General features: G+C 73.3%; 18 protein-coding genes. 11 read left to right on the forward strand and 7 right to left on the reverse strand.

Annotated features, from left to right (window positions below; translation table 11 throughout):
- Positions 1 to 75 precede the first annotated feature (75 nt).
- From WME90_RS15030 to WME90_RS15045, 4 genes are all read right to left on the reverse strand, one after another.
- Positions 76 to 2,256: a RecQ family ATP-dependent DNA helicase gene (locus tag WME90_RS15030; RefSeq protein WP_437281797.1), complete on the reverse strand. Its 2,181-nt coding sequence runs from the start codon at positions 2,254 to 2,256 to the stop codon at positions 76 to 78.
- Between the two features lie 93 nt (positions 2,257 to 2,349).
- Positions 2,350 to 3,042, reverse strand: a complete 693-nt coding sequence (locus WME90_RS15035; RefSeq protein WP_437281798.1) for an oxidoreductase — start codon at positions 3,040 to 3,042, stop codon at positions 2,350 to 2,352.
- A 393-nt stretch (positions 3,043 to 3,435) separates the two neighbouring features.
- A complete protein-coding gene (locus WME90_RS15040) occupies positions 3,436 to 3,969 on the reverse strand; it encodes an NUDIX hydrolase (protein ID WP_437281799.1) in 534 nt (177 codons plus the stop codon).
- A gap of 485 nt (positions 3,970 to 4,454) precedes the next feature.
- The gene (locus WME90_RS15045) at positions 4,455 to 5,066 is read right to left on the reverse strand and encodes an FxsA family protein (RefSeq protein WP_437281800.1); all 612 of its coding nucleotides are present in this window, start codon (positions 5,064 to 5,066) and stop codon (positions 4,455 to 4,457) included.
- 237 nt (positions 5,067 to 5,303) lie between these two features.
- On the opposite strand from WME90_RS15045, the gene WME90_RS15050 reads away from it, so the two are divergent.
- The 3 genes from WME90_RS15050 (at position 5,304) to WME90_RS15060 (ending at position 8,420) form a co-directional block, all read left to right on the forward strand.
- A complete protein-coding gene (locus tag WME90_RS15050) occupies positions 5,304 to 6,848 on the forward strand; it encodes a lysine 5,6-aminomutase subunit alpha (protein ID WP_437281801.1) in 1,545 nt (514 codons plus the stop codon).
- A 28-nt stretch (positions 6,849 to 6,876) separates the two neighbouring features.
- Positions 6,877 to 7,368, forward strand: a complete 492-nt coding sequence (locus tag WME90_RS15055) for a hypothetical protein (RefSeq protein WP_437281802.1) — start codon at positions 6,877 to 6,879, stop codon at positions 7,366 to 7,368.
- Positions 7,369 to 7,685: 317 nt separating this feature from the next.
- A complete protein-coding gene (locus WME90_RS15060) occupies positions 7,686 to 8,420 on the forward strand; it encodes an OAM dimerization domain-containing protein (RefSeq protein ID WP_437281803.1) in 735 nt (244 codons plus the stop codon).
- Positions 8,421 to 8,424: 4 nt separating this feature from the next.
- On the opposite strand, the gene WME90_RS15065 is transcribed toward WME90_RS15060, so the two are convergent.
- On the reverse strand, positions 8,425 to 9,198 hold the full coding sequence (locus WME90_RS15065) for a J domain-containing protein (protein WP_437281804.1): 774 nt from the start codon (positions 9,196 to 9,198) through the stop codon (positions 8,425 to 8,427).
- A 250-nt stretch (positions 9,199 to 9,448) separates the two neighbouring features.
- Here WME90_RS15065 and WME90_RS15070 point away from each other — a divergent pair, with 250 nt between their 5' ends.
- The 7 genes from WME90_RS15070 (at position 9,449) to WME90_RS15100 (ending at position 17,463) form a co-directional block, all read left to right on the forward strand.
- Complete coding sequence (locus WME90_RS15070) at positions 9,449 to 10,294, forward strand: SDR family NAD(P)-dependent oxidoreductase (protein ID WP_437281805.1); 846 nt, start codon at positions 9,449 to 9,451, stop codon at positions 10,292 to 10,294.
- A gap of 391 nt (positions 10,295 to 10,685) precedes the next feature.
- Complete coding sequence (locus WME90_RS15075; protein WP_437281806.1) at positions 10,686 to 12,437, forward strand: hypothetical protein; 1,752 nt, start codon at positions 10,686 to 10,688, stop codon at positions 12,435 to 12,437.
- A 44-nt stretch (positions 12,438 to 12,481) separates the two neighbouring features.
- Positions 12,482 to 12,985, forward strand: coding sequence for a T3SS (YopN, CesT) and YbjN peptide-binding chaperone 1 (locus WME90_RS15080; RefSeq protein ID WP_437281807.1), 504 nt, complete (start codon positions 12,482 to 12,484; stop codon positions 12,983 to 12,985).
- Between the two features lie 21 nt (positions 12,986 to 13,006).
- Entirely contained in the window at positions 13,007 to 14,224 is a 1,218-nt protein-coding gene (locus WME90_RS15085; RefSeq protein WP_437281808.1) for a hypothetical protein, read from the forward strand.
- Between the two features lie 196 nt (positions 14,225 to 14,420).
- The gene (locus WME90_RS15090; RefSeq protein ID WP_437281809.1) at positions 14,421 to 15,308 is read left to right on the forward strand and encodes a carboxypeptidase regulatory-like domain-containing protein; all 888 of its coding nucleotides are present in this window, start codon (positions 14,421 to 14,423) and stop codon (positions 15,306 to 15,308) included.
- Between the two features lie 372 nt (positions 15,309 to 15,680).
- Positions 15,681 to 16,679 carry a heme o synthase gene (cyoE, locus tag WME90_RS15095; protein ID WP_437283615.1) on the forward strand — a complete coding sequence of 333 codons (999 nt, stop codon included), beginning with the start codon at positions 15,681 to 15,683 and terminating at the stop codon, positions 16,677 to 16,679.
- 52 nt (positions 16,680 to 16,731) lie between these two features.
- On the forward strand, positions 16,732 to 17,463 hold the full coding sequence (locus WME90_RS15100; protein ID WP_437281810.1) for an SCO family protein: 732 nt from the start codon (positions 16,732 to 16,734) through the stop codon (positions 17,461 to 17,463).
- Positions 17,464 to 17,479: 16 nt separating this feature from the next.
- On the opposite strand, the gene WME90_RS15105 is transcribed toward WME90_RS15100, so the two are convergent.
- Positions 17,480 to 21,970, reverse strand: a complete 4,491-nt coding sequence (locus WME90_RS15105) for a sigma 54-interacting transcriptional regulator (RefSeq protein WP_437281811.1) — start codon at positions 21,968 to 21,970, stop codon at positions 17,480 to 17,482.
- Positions 21,971 to 22,011: 41 nt separating this feature from the next.
- Positions 22,012 to 22,809: a DUF3105 domain-containing protein gene (locus tag WME90_RS15110; protein ID WP_437281812.1), complete on the reverse strand. Its 798-nt coding sequence runs from the start codon at positions 22,807 to 22,809 to the stop codon at positions 22,012 to 22,014.
- Positions 22,810 to 22,886: 77 nt separating this feature from the next.
- Between WME90_RS15110 and WME90_RS15115 the strand changes: the two genes are divergently transcribed.
- Positions 22,887 to 23,783: a diguanylate cyclase gene (locus WME90_RS15115; protein WP_437281813.1), complete on the forward strand. Its 897-nt coding sequence runs from the start codon at positions 22,887 to 22,889 to the stop codon at positions 23,781 to 23,783.
- Positions 23,784 to 23,794: the final 11 nt, after the last annotated feature.

Raw genomic sequence — 23,794 nt, forward strand, 5'->3', positions numbered from 1 at the left:
TTCTCCCGTCTCCCCGCCGCCGCACGCCGTCCGGCGGGTCCCGCGCTCTGTCGCGCCTGAGCGCCGTCGCGCCGATCAGGAGCTCGAGAACTCCCGCACGACGCGGAGGATGCCCTCCCCGTAGCTCGAGATCTTCGCTTGCCCCATCCCCCGCGCGAGCGCGAGATCGTCGAGCGACGCGGGCCGGATCCGCGCGATCTCCCGGAGCGTCCGATCGTGCGCGATGACGTACGCGGGCAGCGACTTCTCCTTGGCGAGCGCGGCCCTGTGGGCGCGGAGCGCCTCGAAGAGCGGCACGTCGCGCTCCTCGAGCTCGACGCCGGACGCCGCTTGCTCGCGCGAGGCGGGGAGGGGAGCGGTCTGCGCGGGGCGCGCCGCGTCGTCGTGGGTCGCTGCGGACGAGAACGCCTGCAGGGCTGGCGGCGTGCGCGCCGTCCCCGAGGGCGCGGCTGCGGGAGGGCGCGCCGCGGGCGAGGGACCTGGCGCCGCGCGGCGCGGCGGCCGCCGGCGCGCGGCGGGGAGCGGGAGCCTCACCCGGGCGGCCACGTCTCCGCGCATCACGCGCCATCCCGCCGGCGTGATGAGGGGGACGGGGAACTCGCCGGTCGTGAGATCGATCCAGTCGTTGGCGAGCAGGGCGCGCAGGATCGACATGGCCTCGTCGTGGCTCTTGCCCGCGAGGACGCCGAACGTCGAGAGCCTGTCGAGCCCCATCCGGCGGACGCGCTCGTTCGTGTCGCCGACGAGCATCGACGCGACCGCCTGCATCCCGGCGCCGCCCTTCACCCGCGCGACGCCGGCGAGCGCGCGGCGCACGAGGTCGTTGTCGCGGGCGAGCGCGGCCGGGTCGCTGGCCTCGAGGGCGTCGACCTCGAGGCAGACGTCGCAGTGGCCGCAGCCGCCGAGCGACTCCGCCTCGTCGCCGAAGTAACGGAGGATGAAGTCGTGCCGGCACGTCGCGGCGTCGACGTAGCGGAGCAGCTCGCGGAAGAGCCCCCAGGCGCGCGCGGCGTCGTCGGCGCTCGCCTCACCTCCCCCCTCGCCGAGCTGGCAGAGCCGGCGGCGCAGCGCGATGTCCGCGGGCGCGAACAGCAGGAGGCCGCGGGCCGGGGCGCCGTCCCGGCCGGCGCGGCCGACCTCCTGGTAGTAGGCCTCGATCGACGACGGCGGCTGGGCGTGCACGACGAGCCGGACGTCGGGGCGGTCGATGCCCATGCCGAAGGCGTTCGTGGCCACGACCACCGAGAGGCTGCGATCGGCGAAGCCCGCCGAGAGGCGAGCGCGGGACTCGGGGGCGAGGCCGGCGTGGTACGCCTCGGCGTTCCAGCCGGCGTCGCGGAGCGCCTCGGCCAGGCGCTCCGCCCCCTTGCGGGTGGCGGCGTAGACGATGCCCGCCCCGCGGGGCCGCCCGGGATCGCCGAGCGCCTCGAGCAGCGCGCGCGCCGTGCGGCGCCCGGCCTCGCGCGGGCCGTCCACCGCGGAGACCTGCAGGTGGAGGTTGGGCCGGGCGAAGCCTCGCAGGATCACCTTGGGCGGCGGCTCGTCGGGGGCGCGGCCGCGCCCGCTCACCGCGTCGCCGTCGCCCGGGGCGTCGGGCGCGGGCAGCGGCCAGCCGAGCCGGCGGATGATCTCGTCGCGCGCGTCGGGGGTCGCCGTCGCGGTGCAGGCGAGGACCCGGGGCGGCCGGAGCCGCGCGAGCGCGTCGCCGATGCGCAGGTAGTCGGGCCGGAAGTCGTGGCCCCACTGGACGATGCAGTGCGCCTCATCGACGGCGACGAGCGAGAGCCGGCTCGCGGCGAGCGCCTCGAGGAACCCGTCGAAGGCGAGGCGCTCGGGGGCGGCGTAGACGAGCTTGTACTCGCCGCGGCGGAGGGCGGCGAGGCGGCGGCCGTTCTCCTCGCGCGCGAGGCTGGACGCGATGAACGTCGCGGGGATGCCGCGCGCCTCGAGCGCGCGGACCTGATCTTCCATCAGGGAGATGAGCGGGCTCAGGACGAGCGTCGTGCCGGGCAGGGCGACGGCCGGGAGCTGGTAGCAGAGCGACTTGCCGCCGCCGGTCGGGGCGACAACGAGGACGCGGCCTGCGCCCCCGAGCAGGGCCTCGATCGCCTCGCGCTGCCACGGCCGGAACGCGGCGATGCCGAACCGTTCCGCGAGCACCGCGTCGAGCGACGGGGGCGGGCTCTCCGGCGGGCGCAGCGGGGAGGGGGCGAGGCGCTCGGTCACGTTCGACAAGGGGCGTTCAGCGAAGGCCATGGCGGCGTCGTCGAGCGAGCGCCGTGCCTGCCGCGAGCCCTAGCACTTTCGCGCGCTTGCGTCGCCGGGGGGGTGGCGGCGCCATGGCGGCGATCAGGCCTGGACGACGCCGAGGCCCTTGGCGAGCGCTTCCATGTCGTCGAAGTGATAGACGTGGCGACCGGCGCGCCCCCCGAGCGCCGCGGCGACCATCGCGCCGGCGACGGTCTTCGCGTCGATCGGCCGGTACCTGCGCAAGCCGCCCTTCATCGTGAACCGGAGCGTCTGCGCCGCCGCGATGCCGATGGCCTCGCCCTTCCTGGCCTCGCCCCGCTCGCCGAGGAGCAAGCTCGGCCTGAGGACGTGGACCGACGCGAAGCTCGCGGCCGAGAGCTCCTGCTCGAGCTCGCCCTTCACGCGCAGGTAGAAGCTGGTCGAGCGCGGATCGGCGCCCACGGAGGACACGAGGACGAACTGCTTCACGCCGGCTCTCTCGGCGAGCCTGGCGATGGTGATGGGGTAACGATAATCGATCTCGTAGAAGGCCTCTTCGGAGCCAGCCTTGGCGATCGTGGTCCCGAGCGCACAGAACACGTCGCTCACGCCGGCGAAGTCCGCGCCGTCGAGCCGGTCGAAGTCGACGATGCGCTGGGAGAGCCGCGGATCTTCGATAGGGGCCGGCCGGCGGAGGAGGGCGATGACCTTCGTGTACGCCGGCTGCTGCACGAGGAGGCGCAGGCAGTGGCCGCCGACGAGGCCCGTTCCTCCCACGATGAGAGCTGTCTTGTCGACCGTCATGTCTTCCATGTCCGTGCGGACTCACCCGCGGAGAGCGCCGCCGCGGGGATCCACAGCCGTACCGCGCAGCGTAACGCAAGCGGCGCGCGAACCATAGCGGCCGGCTGAGCGCGGCGCGGGCGGACGGCCGCCGCAGCCCCCCCACGCTTCCTTTCCTGGTGTGAGCGGGCGCTACATGGCTCCATCCTTTGGCCAGCTGCGCGCCGCGCGTGCCCGGAGCGCCATAGACGGACGACGGCAGAGCTCCGTCGAGCTGCTGGCTCAGGAGATGGCGGTATCCCGAAAGGGGGATGACCGGACATCTCCTGTGAGCCCACACGCGCTCCTCGAAGCGAGCGTGCGAGCCTCGAGCGGGGCCCACGCGCGCGGCGGCGCGGGACCCCGCGCGGCGCCTCACGCGGGCTACGCGCTGGCGACCTTCTGCGAGCGCTTCGCGCGCTGGGCCTGCGAGCGCTTCGCGCGCTGGGCGTGGAAGGCCTTGACCGCCATCGGGATGACGAGCTCCCGGTGCTTGGGTACCATGTTGTCCGGCAGCTGCTCGACTGGCCACCAGGTGCCCGTGGCCGGGACCTCGGCGAGCTTCGCCAGATGGACCCGGGAGAGCATCCAGCCGCGTGTGGCGGCCGAGAAGTACTCGCCGACGAACGTGAAGTCGGAGATCGTGACGCCGACCCGCTGGAGGACGTGCTCGGGCTGCTCGCCTGGCGAGAGGATGCTGCCAGGGCAGCCCCACTGTCCAGGGCTCGTCGCCGACGCTCCGCGCTGCGTCAGGAGCACCTCGAGGGCGCCCGAGTCCGCGTTCCTCCGGAGGCACACGGCGTCCGCGGCGAGGTTGATGGGGAGTCGGGAAAGGGCGTTGATGAGCGAGCTACCGAGCGGCTCCCGTGGATCGACGTATCCGAGCAGCCAGCCGGCCATCGACTTGATGAGCCTCATCGGGGCACCCTCCGCGACGGCGCACGGCAGGGCCGCTGGAGCACCGCCTGTCGCGCGTTCTGCCGCGCGTTCAGGCGAGCGCGTCGGCGCTGTTCAGGGCTGGACGTCATCCCAGGACCGTTCTTCGCGCTGCTGTCGGGGCGGCGCGGCCGGGTCGAGGGGATCGCGGTTCGAGTTGGATATAGCATAGAGGTTGCTGCGTTGGGGGCGTTGTGCGTTGTTGCGTCATGTTGCGCAGGTTCAGATCTTCATGTCGTTTCTCCTGGGATGTCGGGCTGCGCCGACGACGTTGAGGAGCCTACAATGCGCTCTGTTTCTTTGTCGTTTCATTCGTGCAGCCCGGACGTGAATGATCGTCATGCGTTGTTGCTCGCGTGTCTCGCGGAGCTGATGACGCGGGTGTTCGGGTGTCGTGCGCGAGCGTCGTTGGTGCTCCGGGACGCGAGCGCGCGTGCGTTCGCCGGGGCATTGATGACATCGAGGTGTCACCCGGGCAGTCGTCGCATCGTCCGCGCCGACCCGCCGGCCTCACCCTCCTCGGCGCTCTCGATCACCTCCGCCTCGACGTCGATGACCTGCCGTGACGCCGGCTGCCCGCGGAACGCGCCAGCGCGCCACTCATCACGCTCGCCATCACGCTCGCCGAACGGCCCGCCGCTCAGGTCGATGACCCTCATGCTGAAGAACGCGCCGTTGCCGGGGCCGTCTACGCCGATGCCGGCGGTGGTCGCCGCCGCGGCCACCCGCCGCTCGAACCGCTCTCGCACGGCCGCCGCGATCCGCCGGCGCACGGGCGGGAGCAGCAGCACGAGCCCTGCCGCGTCGGTCAGCACCCCCGGCACGACGAGCAGCACGCCCCCGAGCAGCACGAGCAGCCCTTCCGTGAGCCCCTCGTCCGGGACGCGCCCCGCCTCCATTGCGCCGCGCCACGCGGCGAGCACCTTGAGCCCCTCGCGCCTCGCGAGCGCTGCGCCGAGGATCGCCGTCCCGAGCGCGATCGCCACGGTAGGCCAGAAGCCGATGATGCCGCCGATCGACACGAGGAGCCAGAGCTCCAGGATCGGGAGCGCCGTGAAGAGCAGGATGAGCTTGCCCATGACCCCCGTCTAGCGCCGCCCGCCGCAGCGCGCACGCGCGGTCCCGACCGCCGCCGCCGGTGTTGCTGCCGCGCGCCGTGATCGCGCACCGCGGCGCGTCGTCTTCGGTGGCTCGTTCGCTCGTTCGCGCACGGTCGAACCCCTCGAGGTCGGCTGTTCCGAGTTCCGCCGCAGATCCTGCGCTGGAGTACCAGCCGCGGTGAGAGTGCGCTAAGACCGCTTGCCCCGGAGAAATCCATGACGACTGTCCCCGTGGAGCAGGAAAAGGTGGAGGCGTGCCGCGCGTTTGCCGCCGACATCGCCGACGACGTGCAGCGCTTCATCGACCGCCACACCACGGTCGGAGTCGAGCGCACCGTGGCGCGCGCCTACGGCGTGGTGGGCGCCGACGCCGAGGGGACACCGCTCGTGAACGCGCTCGTCGATCGCATCCACAAGGCGGGGCAGGCCGGCCGCGGCGTCGCGTACCACCTCGGCCGGGCGCTCTGCGAGGGCGCCGCCTCGGTGCAGGAGGCGGCCGAGATGCTGGCGTTCAGCGAGGCGGCCGACCTCGGCCCGGGGCCCTCCGCGGCCGAGGCGCGCGGCGCGCTCGAGGCCGCGACGCGGGAGGCGATCGCCCGGATCGACAGGGCCCGCGACGAGCGCGAGGCCAACAAGGCGGCGCACCGGGTCGGCGTCGCGCCGCTCAAGTACGTCATCGTCGCGACGGGCAACATCTACGACGACGCCGTGCAGGCCAAGGCCGCCGGGTTCGCCGGCGCCGACATCGTCGCCGTGATCCGCGCGACCGCCCAGTCGCTCCTCGACTACGTCCCGGAGGGGCCGACCACCGAGGGGTACGGCGGCACGTACGCGACGCAGGAGAACTTCAGGATCATCCGGCGCGCCGCCGACGAGGCGACCCGCGACACGGGCACCTACCTCGCGCAGACGAACTACTCGTCCGGCCTCTGCATGAGCGAGATCGCCTGGATGGCGGCGGTAGAGCGGCTCGACATGCTGCTCAACGACGCGATGTACGGGATCCTGTTCCGCGACATCAACATGCAGCGGACGTTCATCGATCAGTATTTCTCCCGCAGGATCATCGCGAGGAGCGGGATCGTCATCAACACGGGAGAGGACAACTACCTCACGACCGCCGACGCGGTCGAGAAGGCCCATACGGTGCTCGCGTCGCAGTTCATCAACGAGGCGTTCGCGCGGCGCGCGGGCCTCCGCGAGGAGCAGATGGGCCTCGGCCACGCCTTCGAGATCAACCCCTGGCTCGAGGACAGCCTCCTCTTCGAGCTCGCCCAGGCCCAGCTCGTCCGGCAGATCTTCGACAGGCACCCGATCAAGTGGATGCCGCCCACGAAGTTCAAGACAGGCGACATCTTCCACAGCCACGTTCACGACGCGATGTTCAATCTGGTCGGAATCACCACGGGCCAGTCGATCGAGCTGCTCGGGATGTTCAGCGAGGCGGTCCACACACCGCTCCTCATGGACCGGTATCTCTCCCTGAAGAGCGCCCGTTACGTCTTCACCGCGGCGCGGCACCTCGGCGACGAGATCCAGTGGAAGCCGGGCGGCATCGTCGAGCGGCGCGCCCGCGAGGTCCTCGACAAGGCGCACGCGCTGCTGCACGAGGTCGATCGGGAGACCCTCTGGGACGCCATCGGGCGCGGCGCGTTCGGCGACGTCAAGCGCACCCGCACCGGGGGGAAGGGGTACTCGGGGGTCGTCGCGCGTCACCCGGAGTACCTCAATCCGATCCTCGACGTGCTGGAGCGCCCATAAGCCGACCGGAATCTGCGAGCATGGGCGCATGAGCGGAAGGACGCCCGAGGGGACACGGCGCGGCGGTTCGCCTTACCGGAGCGACGCGACCGATGCGGTGCGGCTCGAGATCCTCGAGGATCGGGTCGAGGAGCAGCGGCAGGCGCTCGACCGACAGCAGCGCGCGATCGACGGGCTCAGGGAGGAGCTCGAGCGGATGCGCGCTCAGCTCGCTCACCTCCCGGCGCCCGCGCCCCCCGCGAAGGCGAAGCCGCCGACGGGGGACCACGTCCGCCGCGCGGCCGAGGATCTCCTGCGCCGCGCGGGTCGCCTTCCCTCGTCCGAGGTGTTCTCCGAGCTGCGCAAGCTGGTCGACGCCCACCCGTCGCACGGCTTCATCGAGGAGCTCGTCGATCGGGTCCACTGCGCCCGCTGCGCGCGGCGGATCCGACGCCCGGACCCCAGCGAGCCGGCCCACCACGAGCGGTACTGGTCGGGCCGATGCCCGCGCTGCAACGAGCCCCTCTCCTTCCAGCGCTGACGCGCCGATCGAGGGGAACGGAACGATCGGAAAAGGGACCGCCGAGGCGCCATGGACGCCAGGAACTCTTGGATCTCTCCCCCTTACATCCTGGCGTCTCACTCCCTTCTCGTCCCAGCACAGCGCCAGAGTCGGGCTCGAACCGCTCCGGGAAGCCACGTCACTGGAGTCTTAAAAAGGCATGCTCCCTGAGCTTTCGTGTCGTTTTCGCTCGCTCTCTGCGGCGCGATCGCCCTAGCCGCGCGAGGCCGCCTGGCGCTACTGTCAACGAGGGATCGGCGCAGTCCGCCCCCTGGTGCCTGTAGACGGAGGTGAGCATGACACCGCGAAACATCCTGCGTGCGTATGGCGACCGAGAGGGGGACGGGATGGTCCAGATGTCGTTCACGCTCCGCGTCCTGCCGGGCGATCGCGCGCGCGAGGCGGCGAAGCGCTTTGCCGAGTCGCACGGCCTGCGCGAGCCGCTGGTCACGGCCATGGAGCAGGCCAGCCGGGAGCACACGTATTTCGTCGTTTACGGACACTCCCAGCACGGGGTCGACCTCTCGGACATCGAGGTCCAGGAGCTCGCCGCCCAGCCGCTCACGCGGGACGACATCGAGGCGCAGGCGAAGAAGCTCGGCCGCAAGATCGTGGTCGTCGGGGCCTGCACCGGCAGCGACGCGCACACCGTCGGCATCGACGCGATCCTGAACTACAAGGGGTTCGCCGGCGAGAAAGGGCTCGAGAGCTTCAAGTGCTTCGACGCCCACAACCTCGGCGCGCAGGTCGAGAACGCCGAGCTCTGCGAGAAGGCCAAGGCGCTCGGCGCGGACGCGATCCTGGTCTCGCAGGTGATCACCCAGCGCAACTGCCACAAGGAGAACGCGGCGGCGCTCGTCGAGCTGGCGACGCGCCAGGGCTTCCGGGACAAGGTGATCCTGCTGCTCGGCGGCCCGCGCATCGATCACAACCTGGCCGTCGAGCTCGGCTTCGACGCCGGCTTCGGCCCGGGGACGAAGCCGATCACCGTGGCGTCGTTCCTGATCGAGCGCCTCGTGGGCCGGGCGTAGGCGGTCAGGCGACGAGCAGGTGGTAGGCGGCCGAGAGCTCGGCGAACCGCGCGGTGCGCTGGGCGCCGTCGGCGGCCTGCGCGGCGGCGCGGTCGGGGTGCAGGGACGCGGCCAGGCGGCGGAAGGTGCGGCGGATCTCGGCCTCGGTCGCGCCGTCGCGCAAGCCGAGCACCTCGAGCGCTCGGCGGCGCGGCTCGTCCACGCGGGCGGCGCGCGGCGGCGCGCTCGCCGGCCCGCCGTGCGCGGCGCGCGCCGACGAGCCGCCGCGCCGCTGCCGATCCCGCGCGCGCGGGCGGCCGTGGAGGAAATCGCTCGGCGAGAGCGGGCCGGTCTGCCGCAGCGACCCGGCGAGCGGCCTCGCCGTGTGGAAGCAGATGGTCGCCTCCTCGATGCTGAAGAGCGCCTCGAGGCGCGCGCGGAGCTGGATCCGGAGCGCGCGCTCGACCGCGCTCGCCGGCATGAGCCCTGCCGCCACCAGCACCTCGCCGGTCCGGCGCCCCCGGTGCGCGGCGACGAGCGCGGCGAGCCGCTGGATCGACGGCTCGGGCGCGGAGCCCTCCTTCGCGAGGATCTCGCCGATGCGGGGCACCCGGAGCGGCGTCTCGACGGCCGTCACCAGGCCGGAGAAGAGCTGGATCCTGTGCTGGCGGCCCGGCACGGTCGAGCCGCTCGGCGTCCGGAGTTCGCAGAGCTCCAGGAGCCCGGTGGTCTTTTCGCGGTGCAGCGCGCCGAGCAGGTCTCCCAGGGTCGACGTGGAAAGGCGGCTGGGCAGTTGCATCGAACGCGGCGTTATCATCGCCGCGCTCGATCGGGCAAAGAAGCGGCGCGGGCGCGTGGGCGCGCGGACGTCGCCCCCGCCGCAAGGGGCCCGCTCGCGCTTGTCCGGCGCTCGTCCGTCGCTCGTCCGGCGCTTGATTGCGCACACCTGCGCGCACGAATGTGTGCCCGGGCCGAGGCCCGCCGTGCGAAGCTCCGCGCGAAAACGGCACGGCGCACCGCGCCGGCGCGCGGATCAGGAGGAATCTGCGATGGGCTTGCTCGACGGAAAGGTCGCGATCATCACGGGAGCCGGCGGCGGGATCGGCCGCGAGGAAGCGCTGCTCTTCGCCCGGGAGGGCGCGAAGATCGTCGTCAACGACCTCGGCGGGACGCGCGACGGGTCGGGATCGAGCGACGCGATGGCGGCGCAGGTCGCGGAGGAGATCCGGGCCGCGGGCGGCGAGGCCGCGCCGAGCTTCGACAGCGTGGCGACCCCCGAGGGGGCGGCGAAGATCGTGAAGACCGCCGTCGATGCGTTCGGCCGGGTCGACATCCTGGTGAACAACGCGGGAATCGTCCGCGACAAGACGCTCCTCAAGATGGATGAGGGCATGTGGGACGCCGTCATCGCCGTCCACCTGAAGGGGACGTTCCTCTGCACGCAGGCCGCGGCGAAGCAGATGGTCGCGCAGGGCGGGGGAGGGCGGATCGTCAACACCACGAGCGTCTCGGGGATGCTCGGCAACTTCGGACAGGCGAACTACGCGGCTGCCAAGGCCGGCATCTACGGGCTCACCCGCACCGCCGCCATCGAGCTGCAGAAGCAACGGATCACCGTCAACGCGGTCGCGCCCATCGCCAAGACCCGTATGACGGAGGATCTGCCCATGTTCCAATCGGCGGGCGACACGCTCACGCCGGCGCACGTGGCGCCTGCGGCGCTGTTCCTCGCGTCCGACCTGTGCGCGGACAGGACCGGCAACGTCCTCGCCGTCGCCGGCGCGCAGATGTACATTTACAAAGTCGTCCAGAGCCCCGGGAAGTTCAAGGACGAGGGCGGCATCTGGACGGCGCAGGAGATCGCGGATCACTGGGACGCGATCATCAAGGTCTGATCGCGGCGCCGGCGCGGCGGCGCAGCGCTCTTCATGCGAGCCTCACGAGCGCCTCACGCGAGCCTTACCAAGGACCGGCGCGGCCGGGACACCGTCGCGACCGCCCAGGGGCTGCTCCCTGCGGACCGAGTCGCTCGCGCGCGCCGCGCCGCCCGCGAGGCCCCTCGCCGCTCGCGCGGAACGCGGGCCTCGCGCGCGCCGACCGTTGCTGTGCTGATCCCTGGATGCTAGGTTCGAACCGCTTCCGGGATACGTTTGGCGCATCGGCGCACTGTTCGAGCAGGTCGTTCACGCGGAGTCTGGAGGTGCCACCGGTGACCGTCTTTCGCTGCTGTTACGGCTGCGCCACGTCGCGCTGTGCGGCCCCTGCGGCGCGGAGGCGTTGAACGTCGTGCCGCGTGACGCCCACATCCCGCTTGCCCTGTGGATCTGCGCGGCCATCGTCGCGCACATGGCGGGGGGCGAGGGCGCGGTCGAGGTCGCGCAGGTCATCGAGGACCGAGCCCAGCTGCGGCAGATGGTCCACGCGGTGAGGGAGGGGCTCCGGCCGGGCGACACGACGTTCGAGATCCTGACCGACGGTGTGGCGCTCACGCCGCCGCCCGCCCCGCTCGCGCCGCCAGAGCGAGCGCCGGACAGCGAGCCGAACAAGGACGAGACGCCCGAGCCGCAGCAGCCGAAGCCCGCGCCGACCAAGGCGGAGACGATCCCGCCGCGGAAGCCGCCGAAGCCTGAGCCGCCGCGCCAGGCGAAGGCGCCGCCGAAGCCTGAGCCGCCCAAGGAAGACGCGGCCAAGATCGTACCGGTCCAGCCGGCGCCGCCGCCGCCGCTGCCCCCGGCGGATCAACGGATCGCCGTCCGTCAGCACGTCCAGAAGGACCAGGAGGACAACCCCGAGGCGAACCGGATCGCGGACGACGCCAACAAGGTCGAAGAGGAGACCATGGCGCAGATCCGCTCGAAGGATCAGGACGATCCCACGCCGACGGCCGGGACGCCGTCGGGGCCGAAGGGGCCGAAGGACATGGTCGGCGACAGCGACCACGATCACAGCGGCCACAGCGAGGAGCGCGCCGGCAACGAGCAGCACGCGCCCGGCGAGGGCAAGCCCGAGAGCGAGAGCGTGGAGCACCACAGCCCGGCGTCGCCCGCGCAGGCCGCGCAGGCCTCCCGGGCGGCGTCCCCCCCGAGCGTGCCGGGCGCGAGCGGCGGCGCTCGCGTGGCGCAGGCAGCTCCCGCCCTCCCGGCGCCGGAGAAGGGCGCCGCGGGCGGCTCCGGCCCGGCGTCGCCCGAGGTGATCGACGGCGCGCACGGCGGCTACACCCTCAATCCGGCGAACCCGGGCGGCGACGGCAAGAGCCGCGTGGCCGGCAAGAAGGCGATGCCGCAGCCCTACCAGAGCCCGGTCCGCGTCGGCGCGATCGGCCTCGGCGCGCCGGGGCTTCCCGGGGGGCCCAACCTCAACCTGGACATGGCCGGCGTGCAGGCGGCCGTCGGCAACGAGAAGCTCAGGGCGGAGCGGGCCTCGGACGGCGCTTCCCGCAGGAGCGCGCACCGGGGCTCGTGGGAGACGACGGACAAGTGGAAGAAGTGGCGCGCCGCGATCGAGAACTACGACCCCTCGGTCAAGCCCGGCAACCAGACCTCGCTCAACGCCGCGCGGGTGCCGTTCGCGACGTACATCAACATGATCCACAACCGGCTCCACCCGATCTTCGCGGAGGAGTTCCTTGCGTCGCTCGAGAGCCTGCCCCCGGGGCACGCGTTCAACCAGAACCGGGTGACGCACGTGGAGATCGTCCTGAACAAGGACAGCGGCAGCATCGTGCGCCTCGGGGTCACGAGGCCGAGCGGGATGACGGCCTTCGACATCGTCGCGCTGAACTCGGTGCAGCGCGCGTCGCCGTTCGGCAAGGCGCCGGACGCGATCGTCTCGCCGGACGGCAACGTGTACCTGCACTGGGAGTTCCACCGGGATCCGTACGACGCGTGCTCCACCCGCAACGCCCGCCCGTTCCTGCTGAAGGCGGCGTCCGACGCCGCCCCCATCGAGCCGGCGCCGGTGCGCAGGGGGCCGCGGCCCGTCCCGGGCGACGAAGGCACGCTGGCGCCACCGGGTCCGCTGCTTCCGCTCCGGCGTTAGGTCTCGGCTCTGCACCGCGACCGCGGCGATGTATCCTCCGCGTCATGCCGAAGGATTCCGACGAGGCCGTTCGAGTGACAAACGCGCGCATCGAGGCGGCGCTCGCGGATTCTCCGGCGTTCACGCGGGTCGAGCCGCAGTTCTACGTCGTCCGCCAGGGGACGGCGTACGTTTACCTCCATGTCCTCCCCTGGGCGCCGGATCGCGCGCTCGTGCGGCTCGTCGCGCAGCTCGCCCGCGGCGTCGAGATGACGCCGGACCTCGCGATGAAGCTGCTCCGCCTGAACGCGCGCATCCGCTTCGGCGCCTTCGGTTACGTCGCGCAGGGCTCGTGTGTGGTCATCGTCCACACGCTCCTCGGCGGTGAGACGCTCGACGCCGACGAGATCCTGGTCGCCCTCCGGGATCTGTCCGTGCTCGCAGACGAGTACGACGACCGCATCGTCGAGGAGGCCGGCGGCCAGCGGATGCAGGACCTGATCGACGCCTCGGCGACCGCGGCGATCTTCACAGATCTCGACGCCCCCCGCGCCTGGGACAAGGGCTGAGCGACGGGCGCTCTTCCTCACATGCTCCTCAACATCGATCTCCCCCCCGAAGGCCCTCCTCCCTCCGCCGCGCCGGACGCCGCTGCCCCGCCCGGCCGCGACGAGGGCGGCGATCCTCCGCCCGCCGAGCGCCGATCCTCCGCCGCGGGGCGACCTCCGCTCGCCGGCCTGCCTGTGCTCGCGTTCATCCGGCCGCTCGCCGTCCTCGCCCTGCTCGCGATGATCCTCGGCCGCATGCTCGCGCCCGCGATGGTCGGGCTGGCGGTGGGCATCGAGCGCGCGGTTCACCTGGTCGAGCTGGCCGGCGCCGGCGCCTCGCAGCTCTTCGCGATCGGCGCCATCGTCATCGCGATGGCGCTGATCAGCGCGGTCGTGCGGAGCCGCGTCCCGTACGCGCTGCGGATCGCCGCGATCGTCGCGGGCAGCTTCGTCATCCTCGTCGTGTTGCACGCGACGGTGCAGCGCGTGCCCGATCTGTCCGCCGCGCTCATCGGGGTGAGCGCCGCGATCCTCGCGCTCGGCAGCGCGTGGGAGGCGCTCCGCGTCCCGTTCGTGCGGCCGGTCGCGGCCGCGCTCGGGCTCGTCGGCGCCTCCGCGCTCGTGCGGCTCACCGGCGTCCTGCTGGCCGTCTGGGCGAACGATCGCGGCTCGAAGGCGCTCGCCGGCGCGACGAGCTCCGTCGCGACCGCCGCGTTCGCGCTCGACGCGCTGGCCGTCTTCGCGGCGGCGGTCGCGCTCGGCGCGAGCCGCGACGCGCGGCCGCGCGACGGCGAGCCGCCGCGGCCTCGCCTGGTGAGCCCGCTCTCGCTGGTGGCGCTCGCGTCGGCGCTGTTCGCCACGCGGGCGGCGCTGGCGGGCGCCGCCGACGACGCATCCATGGTCGAGGCGCTCTTCCGCCGCGCGCTCGACCGGCTGCTCACCCGCCCTGCTCCGGTCGTGCCGCTCTCGATGCAGCTCTTCGTCGCCGCCCTCTCGGTGGTGGTCGTCGCGCTCGCGCTCGTCGCCCCGCCGCGGCTGCCGGCGCTGGGCGGCGCGCTGGCGCTGCTGCTCGTCGCGCGCAGCGCCCCCGAGGTGCCGCTCGGCGCGCTGTCGCTGGTGATCGCCGCCCTCTGCGTCGCGCTCGCCTCCCGCGACGAGCGCGGCTTCTGGGCGGCCGTGCTCGCGAACGAGCGCGAGCGCACGTCGAGCGCGCTTCCGGGCCCAGGGAAACCGGACATCACCGGCGGCGCGTCAGGTTGACGCGAGCGACGACACTCGTTAAGCACGCCGTCGCCGTGCGGAAGAACAGCGCGCGGCGTTCCACCGGCTGCTCACCCAAGGGACGCGGTGGGGGCCGCCGCCCGGCCCAGCCGGTCCCTCCTTAGACACGTCACGTCAGGCTCGGAAGGGCGGGAACCAGGCTTGCGCGGCGCGCCGCGAGCACGGGAGAGTCCTCATGCATCGTCGCGATCTCGCCTCGCTCTCTGCTCTCGCGCTCGCCGCGCTGACGCTCGCAGGGTGTCCCGAAGAGCCCTCGAAGCCCAGCGGCGGTACGGCCGCGACGGCCACCACGGCGGCTCCGCCGGTGGCCTCGGTCGAGAAGCCCGCCGCGACGCAGCGGGCTGAAGCACCGAAGGCCACAGGGCAGGCGACCGCCGCGGCCGCGCCAGAGGGCAAGGGCGTCATCCGGGGGGTCGTCAAGTTCACCGGCAAGCCGGTCGAGATGAAGGTCCCCGCCGCGCGCAAGGACGCCCCGGTCTGCCAGGACAAGGAGGTCCCGTACAACGCTGTTGTCGTCAACGACGGCAAGCTCAAGGACACCTTCGTCCGCATCGCGGTCGGGGGCGTGCCGGGCAGCTGGACGGCGCCCGACGCGCACGCGGCGGTCGACCAACAGGACTGCATGTATGTGCCGCGCATCCAGGGCGTGGTCTCCGAGCAGCAGGTCGACATCAAGAACAGCGACCGGACGCTGCACAACGTGCACACCTACAAGGGCTCTGAGACGCTGTTCAACCAGGCGCAGCCGGGGGGCGCCGCGCCGCTCACGAAGGCGTGGAAGGACGGCATCATCAAGCTCACCTGCGACGTCCACCCGTGGATGCGCGGCTTTGTCGTGGTGACGGATCACCCGTTCTTCGCGGTGAGCGGCGATGACGGCTCCTTCGCGATCGAGAAGGTCCCTGCCGGCAAGTACAAGCTCGAGGCGTGGCACCCTCGCTATGGCCTGAAGACGGCCGATGTCGTGGTCGCGGACGACAAGCCCGCCCAGGTCACGTTCACGTACGCGGGCACCGAGCCTGAGCCGGCGGAAAACAAGGACGAGCTCAAGGGCCTTTGGTGAGATCGTCGACAGCGCCTCTGGCAGGCAGCGCACCGCCCGCGGCCGTCCGGCTGGCGGCGAGCAGCGCGAGCAGAGCAGGCGAACGACCCTCCCTGGCTCGCTCGGCGCGCAAAGAACGGATGAGCACGCCTCGACGGTTGCCGCAGGGCGACTCGTGCCCTAAAGGAAGCGGGCGACAACTGACGAACTCGACTCCCCGAGACGTGTTGCGCGCGCTAGTGTCCCGGACCAGATGCTGTTTTCTCCCGCCTCCCGCGCTCCGGTGAAGACGTCGTTTTTCAGTATGGCTGTTCCGAGGCCAGGGATGTTCGGGGGTGCCGCGCGAGCGCGCGGCGTGAGCGCCGGGCACGGCCGCGAGGTGCGCGCGTGACCATGAGCGTCGAGCAGGCCGCCGAGCGCGCCCCGGTCCCGTACGTTCGCCAGGCTGAGCCGTCCGGGGGCGATGCCCGTGCGGTCCCCACGAACGCGCGCCCGCTGCTCAAGGGAGCGGCCGATCTGGTGAGCCTCACCAAGCCGCGCATCACGAGGATGGTCGCCGCGACGATGCTCGGCGGCATGTGGGTCGCGAGCCGTTATCTCCGCGCCGGACTGGCCGGAGAGGCAGCGATCGACCGCGCGGCGGTGCCGCCTGCGCAGCTTGCGCTGGCGTTGCTGGGGACGGTCCTCGTCGTGTCCGGCGCCAACGCGCTCAACATGTACATCGAGCGCGACACCGATCTCCTGATGGAGCGGACGAGGAACCGCCCCTTGCCGGCGCGGCGGCTGACGCCGGAGGTGGCGCTCTGGTTCGGCATCGCGCTCTCGGCCGCCTCGATCCCGGTGCTGTTCCTCGGGGTGAACGCGACGACGGGCGCGCTCGCCGCGCTGGCGCTGCTCAGCTACGTCCTCGTCTACACCCCGCTCAAGCGTCGGACGACGCTGTCGCTGCCGATCGGGGCGATCCCCGGCGCCATCCCGCCGCTGCTCGGATGGACGAGCGTCACAGGGCAGATCGACGCTCCCGGCTTCCTGCTCTTCGCGGTCATGTTCCTCTGGCAGATCCCGCATTTCCTGGCGATATCGCTCTTCCGCCAGGAGGAGTACGGGCGCGCGGGGCTCAAGGTGTTGCCGCTCGAAAAGGGCGATCGCACGACGCAGCGCCACATCGTCGGCTACCTCGCGCTGCTCGTGCTGGCCTCGATGCTCTTCGTCCCGCTCGGCGTGGCGGGCCCCGTCTATCTCGGCGCCGCGGTCCTCCTCGGCGGAGCGTTCTTCGGGCTCGGCGTCTACGGCCTCCGCGCGGGCACCGGCGCGCGCTGGGCGCGCCAGGTCTTCTTCGCCTCCATGGTTTACCTGGTGCTCCTCTTCGCTGCGCTGATGGTCGGCGCGTGAGCGGAGCTCCTTCGCCTTGACCCTTCGGGGACAGGCCCTTAAGCGTCATCGAATGGTCTCCACGGAGCCGACGCGCCACGCGAACGGCGCTCCGCCGCCAGCGGAGCCGACTGGCCAATCACTTCCGTCCGACCGCGGCGACGCGGGGAGGGCTCGACGCGGGGGGCTCGTCGGCACGCCGCTGTTCTGGGCCGCGCTCCTCGCGCTGGCCGGGCTCGTGGCGCTCCTCTCGCTCGGGTTCGTCGGGCGTGCGGTCCACCGCCAGGCCGAGGCGCCCGCGATCCGCATCCCTCTGCCCGCCTTCGAGCTCACCGATCAGCGGGGCCAGCGGTTCGGCCTGGAGCAGCTCCGGGGCCGCGTGTGGATCGCGGACTTCATCTTCACGACCTGCCCGACCGTCTGTCCCAAGCTCACGCAGCGCATGAGGGAGATCGAGGACCGTGGGCGCGATCTCGGTGACGCGCTGCACCTCGTGACATTCACCGTCGACCCGGAGAACGACACCCCGGCGGTGCTCGCGGCCTACACGGCGTCGCAGCGGCTCCCGCTCGAGCGCTGGACGTTCCTGACTGGGCCCCTCGATCAGATCGAGTCGACGATCCTCGATGGCTTCAAGATCGCCATGGGCAAGAAGGAGTCGAGCCCTGGGCTCTTCAGCATCTTCCACGGCGAGCGCCTCGTGCTTGTCGACAAGGAGGGCGTCATCCGCGGCTATTACGAGGCGGACGACGCCGGGATCGACGCGATCCTGCGCGATGCGGGCGCCCTCGTGAAGTCGAGGTGACCCGCTCGGGCCCTCGTCACGCCTCGATGGCGAGCCGCTTGATCATCTTTTGCAGGCCGAACCGCGACAGGCCGAGCAGCTTGGCGGCTTGCGTCTGGTTCCCGCGCGTGCGCTCGAGCGCGTCGCGCACGAGCTCCGTCTCCAGCGCGTCGATCCTCGCGCGGACGTTGAGGCCGAGCTCGCGCGGCGCCGCGCTGCCGCCCTGCACGATCTCCGGCGAGAGGTGCTCCCGGTCGATCGTCCCGTCGCAGAGCACGATCGCCCGCCGGATCTCGTTCTCCAGCTGGCGCACGTTGCCCGGCCACCCGTAGGCCGAGAGCCGCTCCATCGCCCCGCGCGTGACCCGGACCGGTCCGCGGCCGTGCTTTTCAATGAAATGCCGGACGATGAGCGGCACGTCCGTCGCGCGCTCGCGCAGCGGCGGCACCCGGATCGTGATGATGTTCAGCCTGTAGAACAGATCCTCCCGGAACGCGCGGGCGCGGACGAGCGCCTCCAGATCCCGGTGCGTCGCGGCGATGACGCGCACGTCGACCTTGCGCGCCCGCTCCGAGCCGATCGGCCGCACGAGGCCGTCCTCGAGCACCCGCAGCAGCTTCGCCTGCATCGCGAGGCTCATCTCGCCGATCTCGTCGAGGAACAGCGTGCCCCGGTCAGCCACCTCGAAGAGCCCGGCGCGCGGCCGATCCGCGCCCGTGAACGCGCCGCGCACGTGCCCGAAGAGCGCCGACTCGAGCAGCCCCTCGGGGATCGCGCTGCAGTTCTCGCTCACGAACGCGTGCGCCGCGCGCGGGCCGTTGTGGTGGATGGCCCGCGCCACGAGCTCCTTGCCGCTGCCGGACTCGCCGCAGACGAGCACCGGCACCTCCGACGCGGTCACCCGATCGACGAGGCGCAGCATCGCGCGCAGAGGCTCGCTCTCGCCGATGATGGCGTCGTACCGGTACCGCGTGTCGCGGCCGCCGCGAGCCCTCGCGAGCTCGAGCGCCGCAGCGTCGAGCTCCGCCTCGCGCCGCGCGAGCTCCTCGGCGAGGCGCGACGACGCGCGCTCCGCGCGGCGGGCGGCGCGGCGCAGCTCGACCTGCGCGCGCGCGTCCGAGATCGCCAGCGCCGCGACCGACGCGATGGCGCGCGCCCACCGGAGCTCCTGCGCTCCGAACGCGCCGCGGCGCACGCGGTCGTCGAGGTAGACGACGCCGAGCGCCTCGCCGCGCGCGACGAGCGGCACGGCCAGCACGCTCCGCAGCTTCAGCGCGTGCACGCTGCGGTGCACGCTCGGCAGCTCCCCCGCCGCGTCGACCGCGACCACTGGCTCGCGCGCTTCCAGGGCGCGGCGCGCGAGCGTCTCCGACAGCGCGAGCTGCTCCGCGCCGAGGCGCGAGCGCGCCAGGTTGCGCGCGGCCCGCGGGACGAGGCGCCCGTTCGGCGCGCGCAGGAGCAAGAGCCCGCGCTCGACCCCCGTCCAGAGCACGAGCGCGTCGACGACCCGGTCGAGCAGCGGCGCGAGCCGCTCGCGCTCGCCGAGCGCGCCGACGAGCGCCTCCAGATCGCGCGCCTGCTCGGGCCGAAGCCCGCTCTCCGGCAGCGCCCGCGCCCGGACGACCCACGGGAGCGACCGGACCGCGGCGGAGAGCGTCGACGCCCCAGGCAAGGCAGCGGAGGCCCCTGCCGATGCCGCGCCCGCGTTGCGCCCGCACAGCTCGCGCGCGGCATCGGAGAGCGCCGCGAGCAACCGGTGCGCGACGTCCGTCTGCCCGGCCCTGACGGCGAGCGCGTGCGCCGCGGCCAGCGCCGGGCCGCGCGCCGCGATCGGCGCGCGGGCGCCCGCGATCGCGGCGATCGCGGCGAGGACGCGGTCGCCGCGGCCGCGCCACTCCGACGCGCCCGCCGGGCCGCGCGGCGCGCCGTCCGTGGCGATCGCGGCGCCGCCGTCGTCCGCGGCGAGCGCGATCGCGGCGCGCGCCCCCCACCAGTCGAGCCGCGAGGCCGCCGCGAGGTCCGGGCCGCTCGCGACCTCGTCGAGCTCCTCGAGGCGGGCGCCATCGAGATCGCCGGCGCCGTCGCGCAGGAGCCGCGCGGCCGCCCGGAGGGTGTCCTCGGCGGAGCCGCCGGCGAGGAGCGCCGCGGCGCGCGCCGCCGCCGCGCGCGGGTCGACCAGCGATCCCACGTCCGCGCTCGCGACGCCGTCTCCGCGCGCGGCGACCACATCCGCGAGGGCCCAGAGCGCGTAGGCCTCTGCCTTCGTGTCGCCCGCGTCGCGCGCCCGCGCGATGGCGTCCTCGGCGGTCCGGCAGGTCTCGTGCACGAGGCCCGCGGTGGCGTAGGCGGCCGCGCCGGCGAGCAGCGCGCGGGCGCCCTGCGCCGGCCGGCCGAGGTGCTCCCAGAGCAGCGCCGCGCGCGTCGAGGTCGCGATCGCTCCGTCGAGATCGCCGAGATCCACCGCCGCCGCCGCCTCGCCGGTCCGGTAGGTCGCCTCCTCGACGACGGCCCCGGCGCGGACGGCGTAGTCCACGGCGGCGCTGAACGACGCGTGCGCGCGCTCCGGATCGCTCGCGTGCCACGCGTAGCCGCGCACGGCCGCCATCCGCGCCAGCTCCTCGACGGAGCTCGCGAGCGCCTCGCCGCGCGCCACCTCCGACAGCGCCCGCGCGGTGTCGCCGCGCAGCACGGCGAGCAGCGCGCGCACCTCGCAGAGCGGCGCCGTGACCGCCTCCCCGACGAGCGCCTCGGCCGCGCCCAGCGCCCCCGCGTCGATCGCGACGCGCGCGAGCACCGCGCGCGCGCGCCCCTCCGGGTCCGCGCCGGCCTCGATCGCGGCGCGTGCGCGCTCCTCCGCGAGGGCCCGATCGCCGGCGCGCCGCAGCACCTCCGCGGCGAGCGCCGCGGCCTCCGGCGCATCCCGGACGCACGCGCGCAGCATCAGGCTCCGCGCGCGCCCGAGGTCGCCGTGCAGCCGGAGCGCGTTGGCCGCCGCGACGACCAGGCTGACCGGAGCGTCGTCGCGCTGCTCGATCGCCTCGATGGCGAGCGGATCCGGCGGCACTCGCGCGATCGCGAGCGCCAGCTCCGCCGCCTCCGCCGCGCCGATGGACTGCGCCGCCGCGGCCTCATCGCCGGCTCCGCCGCGCTCCTTCGGCGCCGCGCTCGCCCGCCGCCGCGCGCCGCTCCCCGGGTTTCCCAGCGCGGCGGCCTCGACGTCCGCGAACGTCCAGGCCCGCGGCGGGATCTGCCGCGCCAGCGCGACGAGCGCCTCCGCGAGCGCGCGCTCCGGCGTCGACGCGAGGGGCGCCATCGGCCACGCGGCCGCGCTCGTCCCCGTGAGCGCGGTGAGCCACCGCGCGACGCGGTCGGGCCCGAGCCGCCCCAGCCACGGCGCGTCGCTCTGCGGCGGTGCTGCGCGCGCCGCGCCGTCGCCCGCGCGGAGCGGCGCGCCGGAGAGCACGCGCACCCGCTGGACCACCGCGAACGCGTCCGCGAGCCAGGGGGCCACGTCGTCGCGCACCCCGAGCGCGGTCTCGAGCTCGTGCCGCCGCAGGCGCAGGTACGCGGCGCGCACGCGGCGCGCGTCGCGGTCCTGTCGATCGCGCTCGGCGCGGGGCGCCTCGGCATCGCGACCGGCCGGCCCCGCCGGGGACGCGGTGAACGGGGGCCGCGCGCGCTGCGCGCCTGGGAGCGCGGCGCGGGCCGACTCGGTGACCCACGCAGACGACGGGCGCGCCGCGGGGGAGGGAGACAGCAGGGCCCGGCAGATGGCGTCGAGCGCCGGTCCGGCCGCGCTCTCCGCGGCCACCGCGGCCCGCGCCGCCCCGACCGGGTCGTCCGCGTCCGCCACGCCGCGGAAGGCGATCTCGGCGAGGAGCGTCCCCAGCGCGAGCAGATCCCTCGCCCGCGCGTCCCCGAGCTCCGCGTCCCCGCGCGCGATGTACCTAAGCGTCGCCCCGTCCACGGAGGTCTCGTGGATCGAGCAAGCGAGCCCCAGATCGATCACCGCGATCCGCCCGTCCGGCGTCAGGATCAGGTTCTCCGGCTTCAGATCTCCGTGCGCCAGGCCGATGCCGTGCAGGTCGGCGAGCGCCTCGCCCGCGTCGCACGCGACGGCGAGCGCGAGCGCCGCGCGCTCGCCCGGAGGCAGGCCGCGCAGCGCGTCGGCGACGGATCGCCCTTCGATCCAGCGCATCGCCACGAACGCGCGCCCCTCCTCGCCAGCGTGGCCGTCGACGCGCGCGCCGACGGGTGGCGCCGCGAGCCAGCCGACGTCGATGAGCTCCGGGAGCCGCGGCGAGAGCGCCAGCGCCGCGTGCAGCGCCTCGCGGGCGAGCGCCCGCCGCGCGGACGCGCGCTGCGCCGCGGGCGCTGCGCCCTCGCCCCGCTCGATCTTGAGCGCCACCACGCCGCCGCGCTCCCGATCGACGGCCCTCCACACCTCGGCCGACCCGCCGGAGCCCGCGACGTCCACCAGCCGGAAGCGCTCTGCCAACCGAGGTGTCACGGTCGACGGCTCGCTCATCCCCAGAATGCTCCTGGCCCAGGAGCCAGCTGTCAACCTGGTTACGGCTTCGGTGGGGCGCCCTCGGCCGCTCCGCCCGCTCCGCCCGCTCCCCCCGCGCCTCCGCCGCCGCCATCGCCGCCCCCATCGCCGGCTGCGTCGCCGCAGCTCGGCGCGCCGCCGTCGGGCAGATCGACGTCGGCGGCCCCCGTGATGCTGCACAGGTCTTCCGGGCCTTTGCCGTAGTGGTCCGCCACGAAGCGCGCGAGCGACGCCTTGTCGAGGCAGGTCGCGGTGTACGTCGCTCCCCAGGCCGCGGCTGCGACGGGGGTGTTCAGCGCGCTGTCGGGCGTCATCACGAGGCGCGCCTCAGGCCCTCCCGGCACCATGAGGCACTTCGGATCGGAGGCGGCCTCGGCCCGCACCTCGTCGAGCACCGCCTTCACCTCTTCGCAGCCGGACGAGGGGCACCGGTACGCGAGGACGACCGCGCCGTGCTCGAGGTTGTGGACGTACATCTCGCGCGGGACCGCCGACTCGAAGCGCTTGTACTGGGCCCACACGCCCCAGTGATCTCCGCCGCTCGGCGGATTGGTCGCGTACTGGACAGGCGCGCACGTGGCCACGTGCTGCGCCGGCGCGACGGGGATCCCCGTCTGGACGACGACCTTGCACTCGGTCTCGCCCGGGAGCGGCGGAGCGTCCGGAGAGCTCGTGACGGTCTCGGGTTGCTGCGGCGCGGGCGCGGCGTCGCCCTCGTCGATCGGGGGCGAGCTCGTGCCACATCCGCTCAGAGGAGCTGCGAGCACGGCGGCCATCGTGGCAGCGACATAGATCTGCGCGAAACCGCAGCGTTTCATGGGCGCAGCCTACCATGTCCGACGCGCGACGCGCGTTGCCCTGGAACCCCGGCTCTGGTGTACTTGGGTCCCCTAGCGTGGCGAAGCAAGAGAACGATCATCGGCAGACGCTCGTCACCTGCACCTCGATCGCCCCGCCGGTGCTGCCGGCGGCGCCTGGCACCGCGTGCCTGGTTGTGATCTACGGCACCGAGCTCGGGCGCCGCATCGCGCTAGGGACCGGCGCGATCGAGTGTGGTCGCGCGATACAGACCGATATCCCGCTCGACGACGAGGCGGTGAGCCGACGTCACGCGCGCATCTCCTGGAACGGGATGAGCTACGTTGTCCGCGATCTCGGCTCGACAAATGGCACCTACGTGAACGACATCGCCGTCGATGAGCGCGCGCTCAAGGACGGCGACCAGGTGAAGATCGGCCGGACGATCTTCAAGTTCATCCAGGGGGGGAACGTCGAGCTCTCGTACCACGAAGAGATCTACCGGCTGATGACCTTCGACGGGCTGACGCAGGTCCACAACAAGCGCTCGTTCGAGGTCGCGCTGGAGCGCGAGGTGTCGCGGGCTTGCCGCTACCATCGCCACCTCGCGCTCATCATGTTCGACATCGATCACTTCAAGAGCATCAACGACACCCGCGGGCACCTCACGGGCGACGCCGTGCTCCGCCAGATGGCCGCGCTCGCCGCCGCGAACGTCCGCCGCGACGACGTCCTCGCGCGCGTCGGCGGGGAGGAGTTCGCGCTGCTCGTGCCCGAGATCGCCCTCGACGGCGCCCGCCTGGTCGCCGAGAAGCTGCGCGCGCTCGTGGAGCGCACGCCGTTCCGCTTCGAGGAGGGTGAGATCGCCGTCACCGCGAGCTTCGGGGTCGCCGGCGTCACGCCGGACGCGCCGGTCTCGCCGATGGAGCTCTACCGCCGCGCCGACGAGCGGCTCTACCATGCGAAGAAGGCCGGGCGGAATCGCGTGATGTGACGGCGCGCAGG

It is taken from the genome of Sorangium sp. So ce375 (assembly GCF_051473855.1).
In the GTDB taxonomy this organism is placed as follows: Bacteria; Myxococcota_A; Polyangia; order Polyangiales; family Polyangiaceae; genus Sorangium.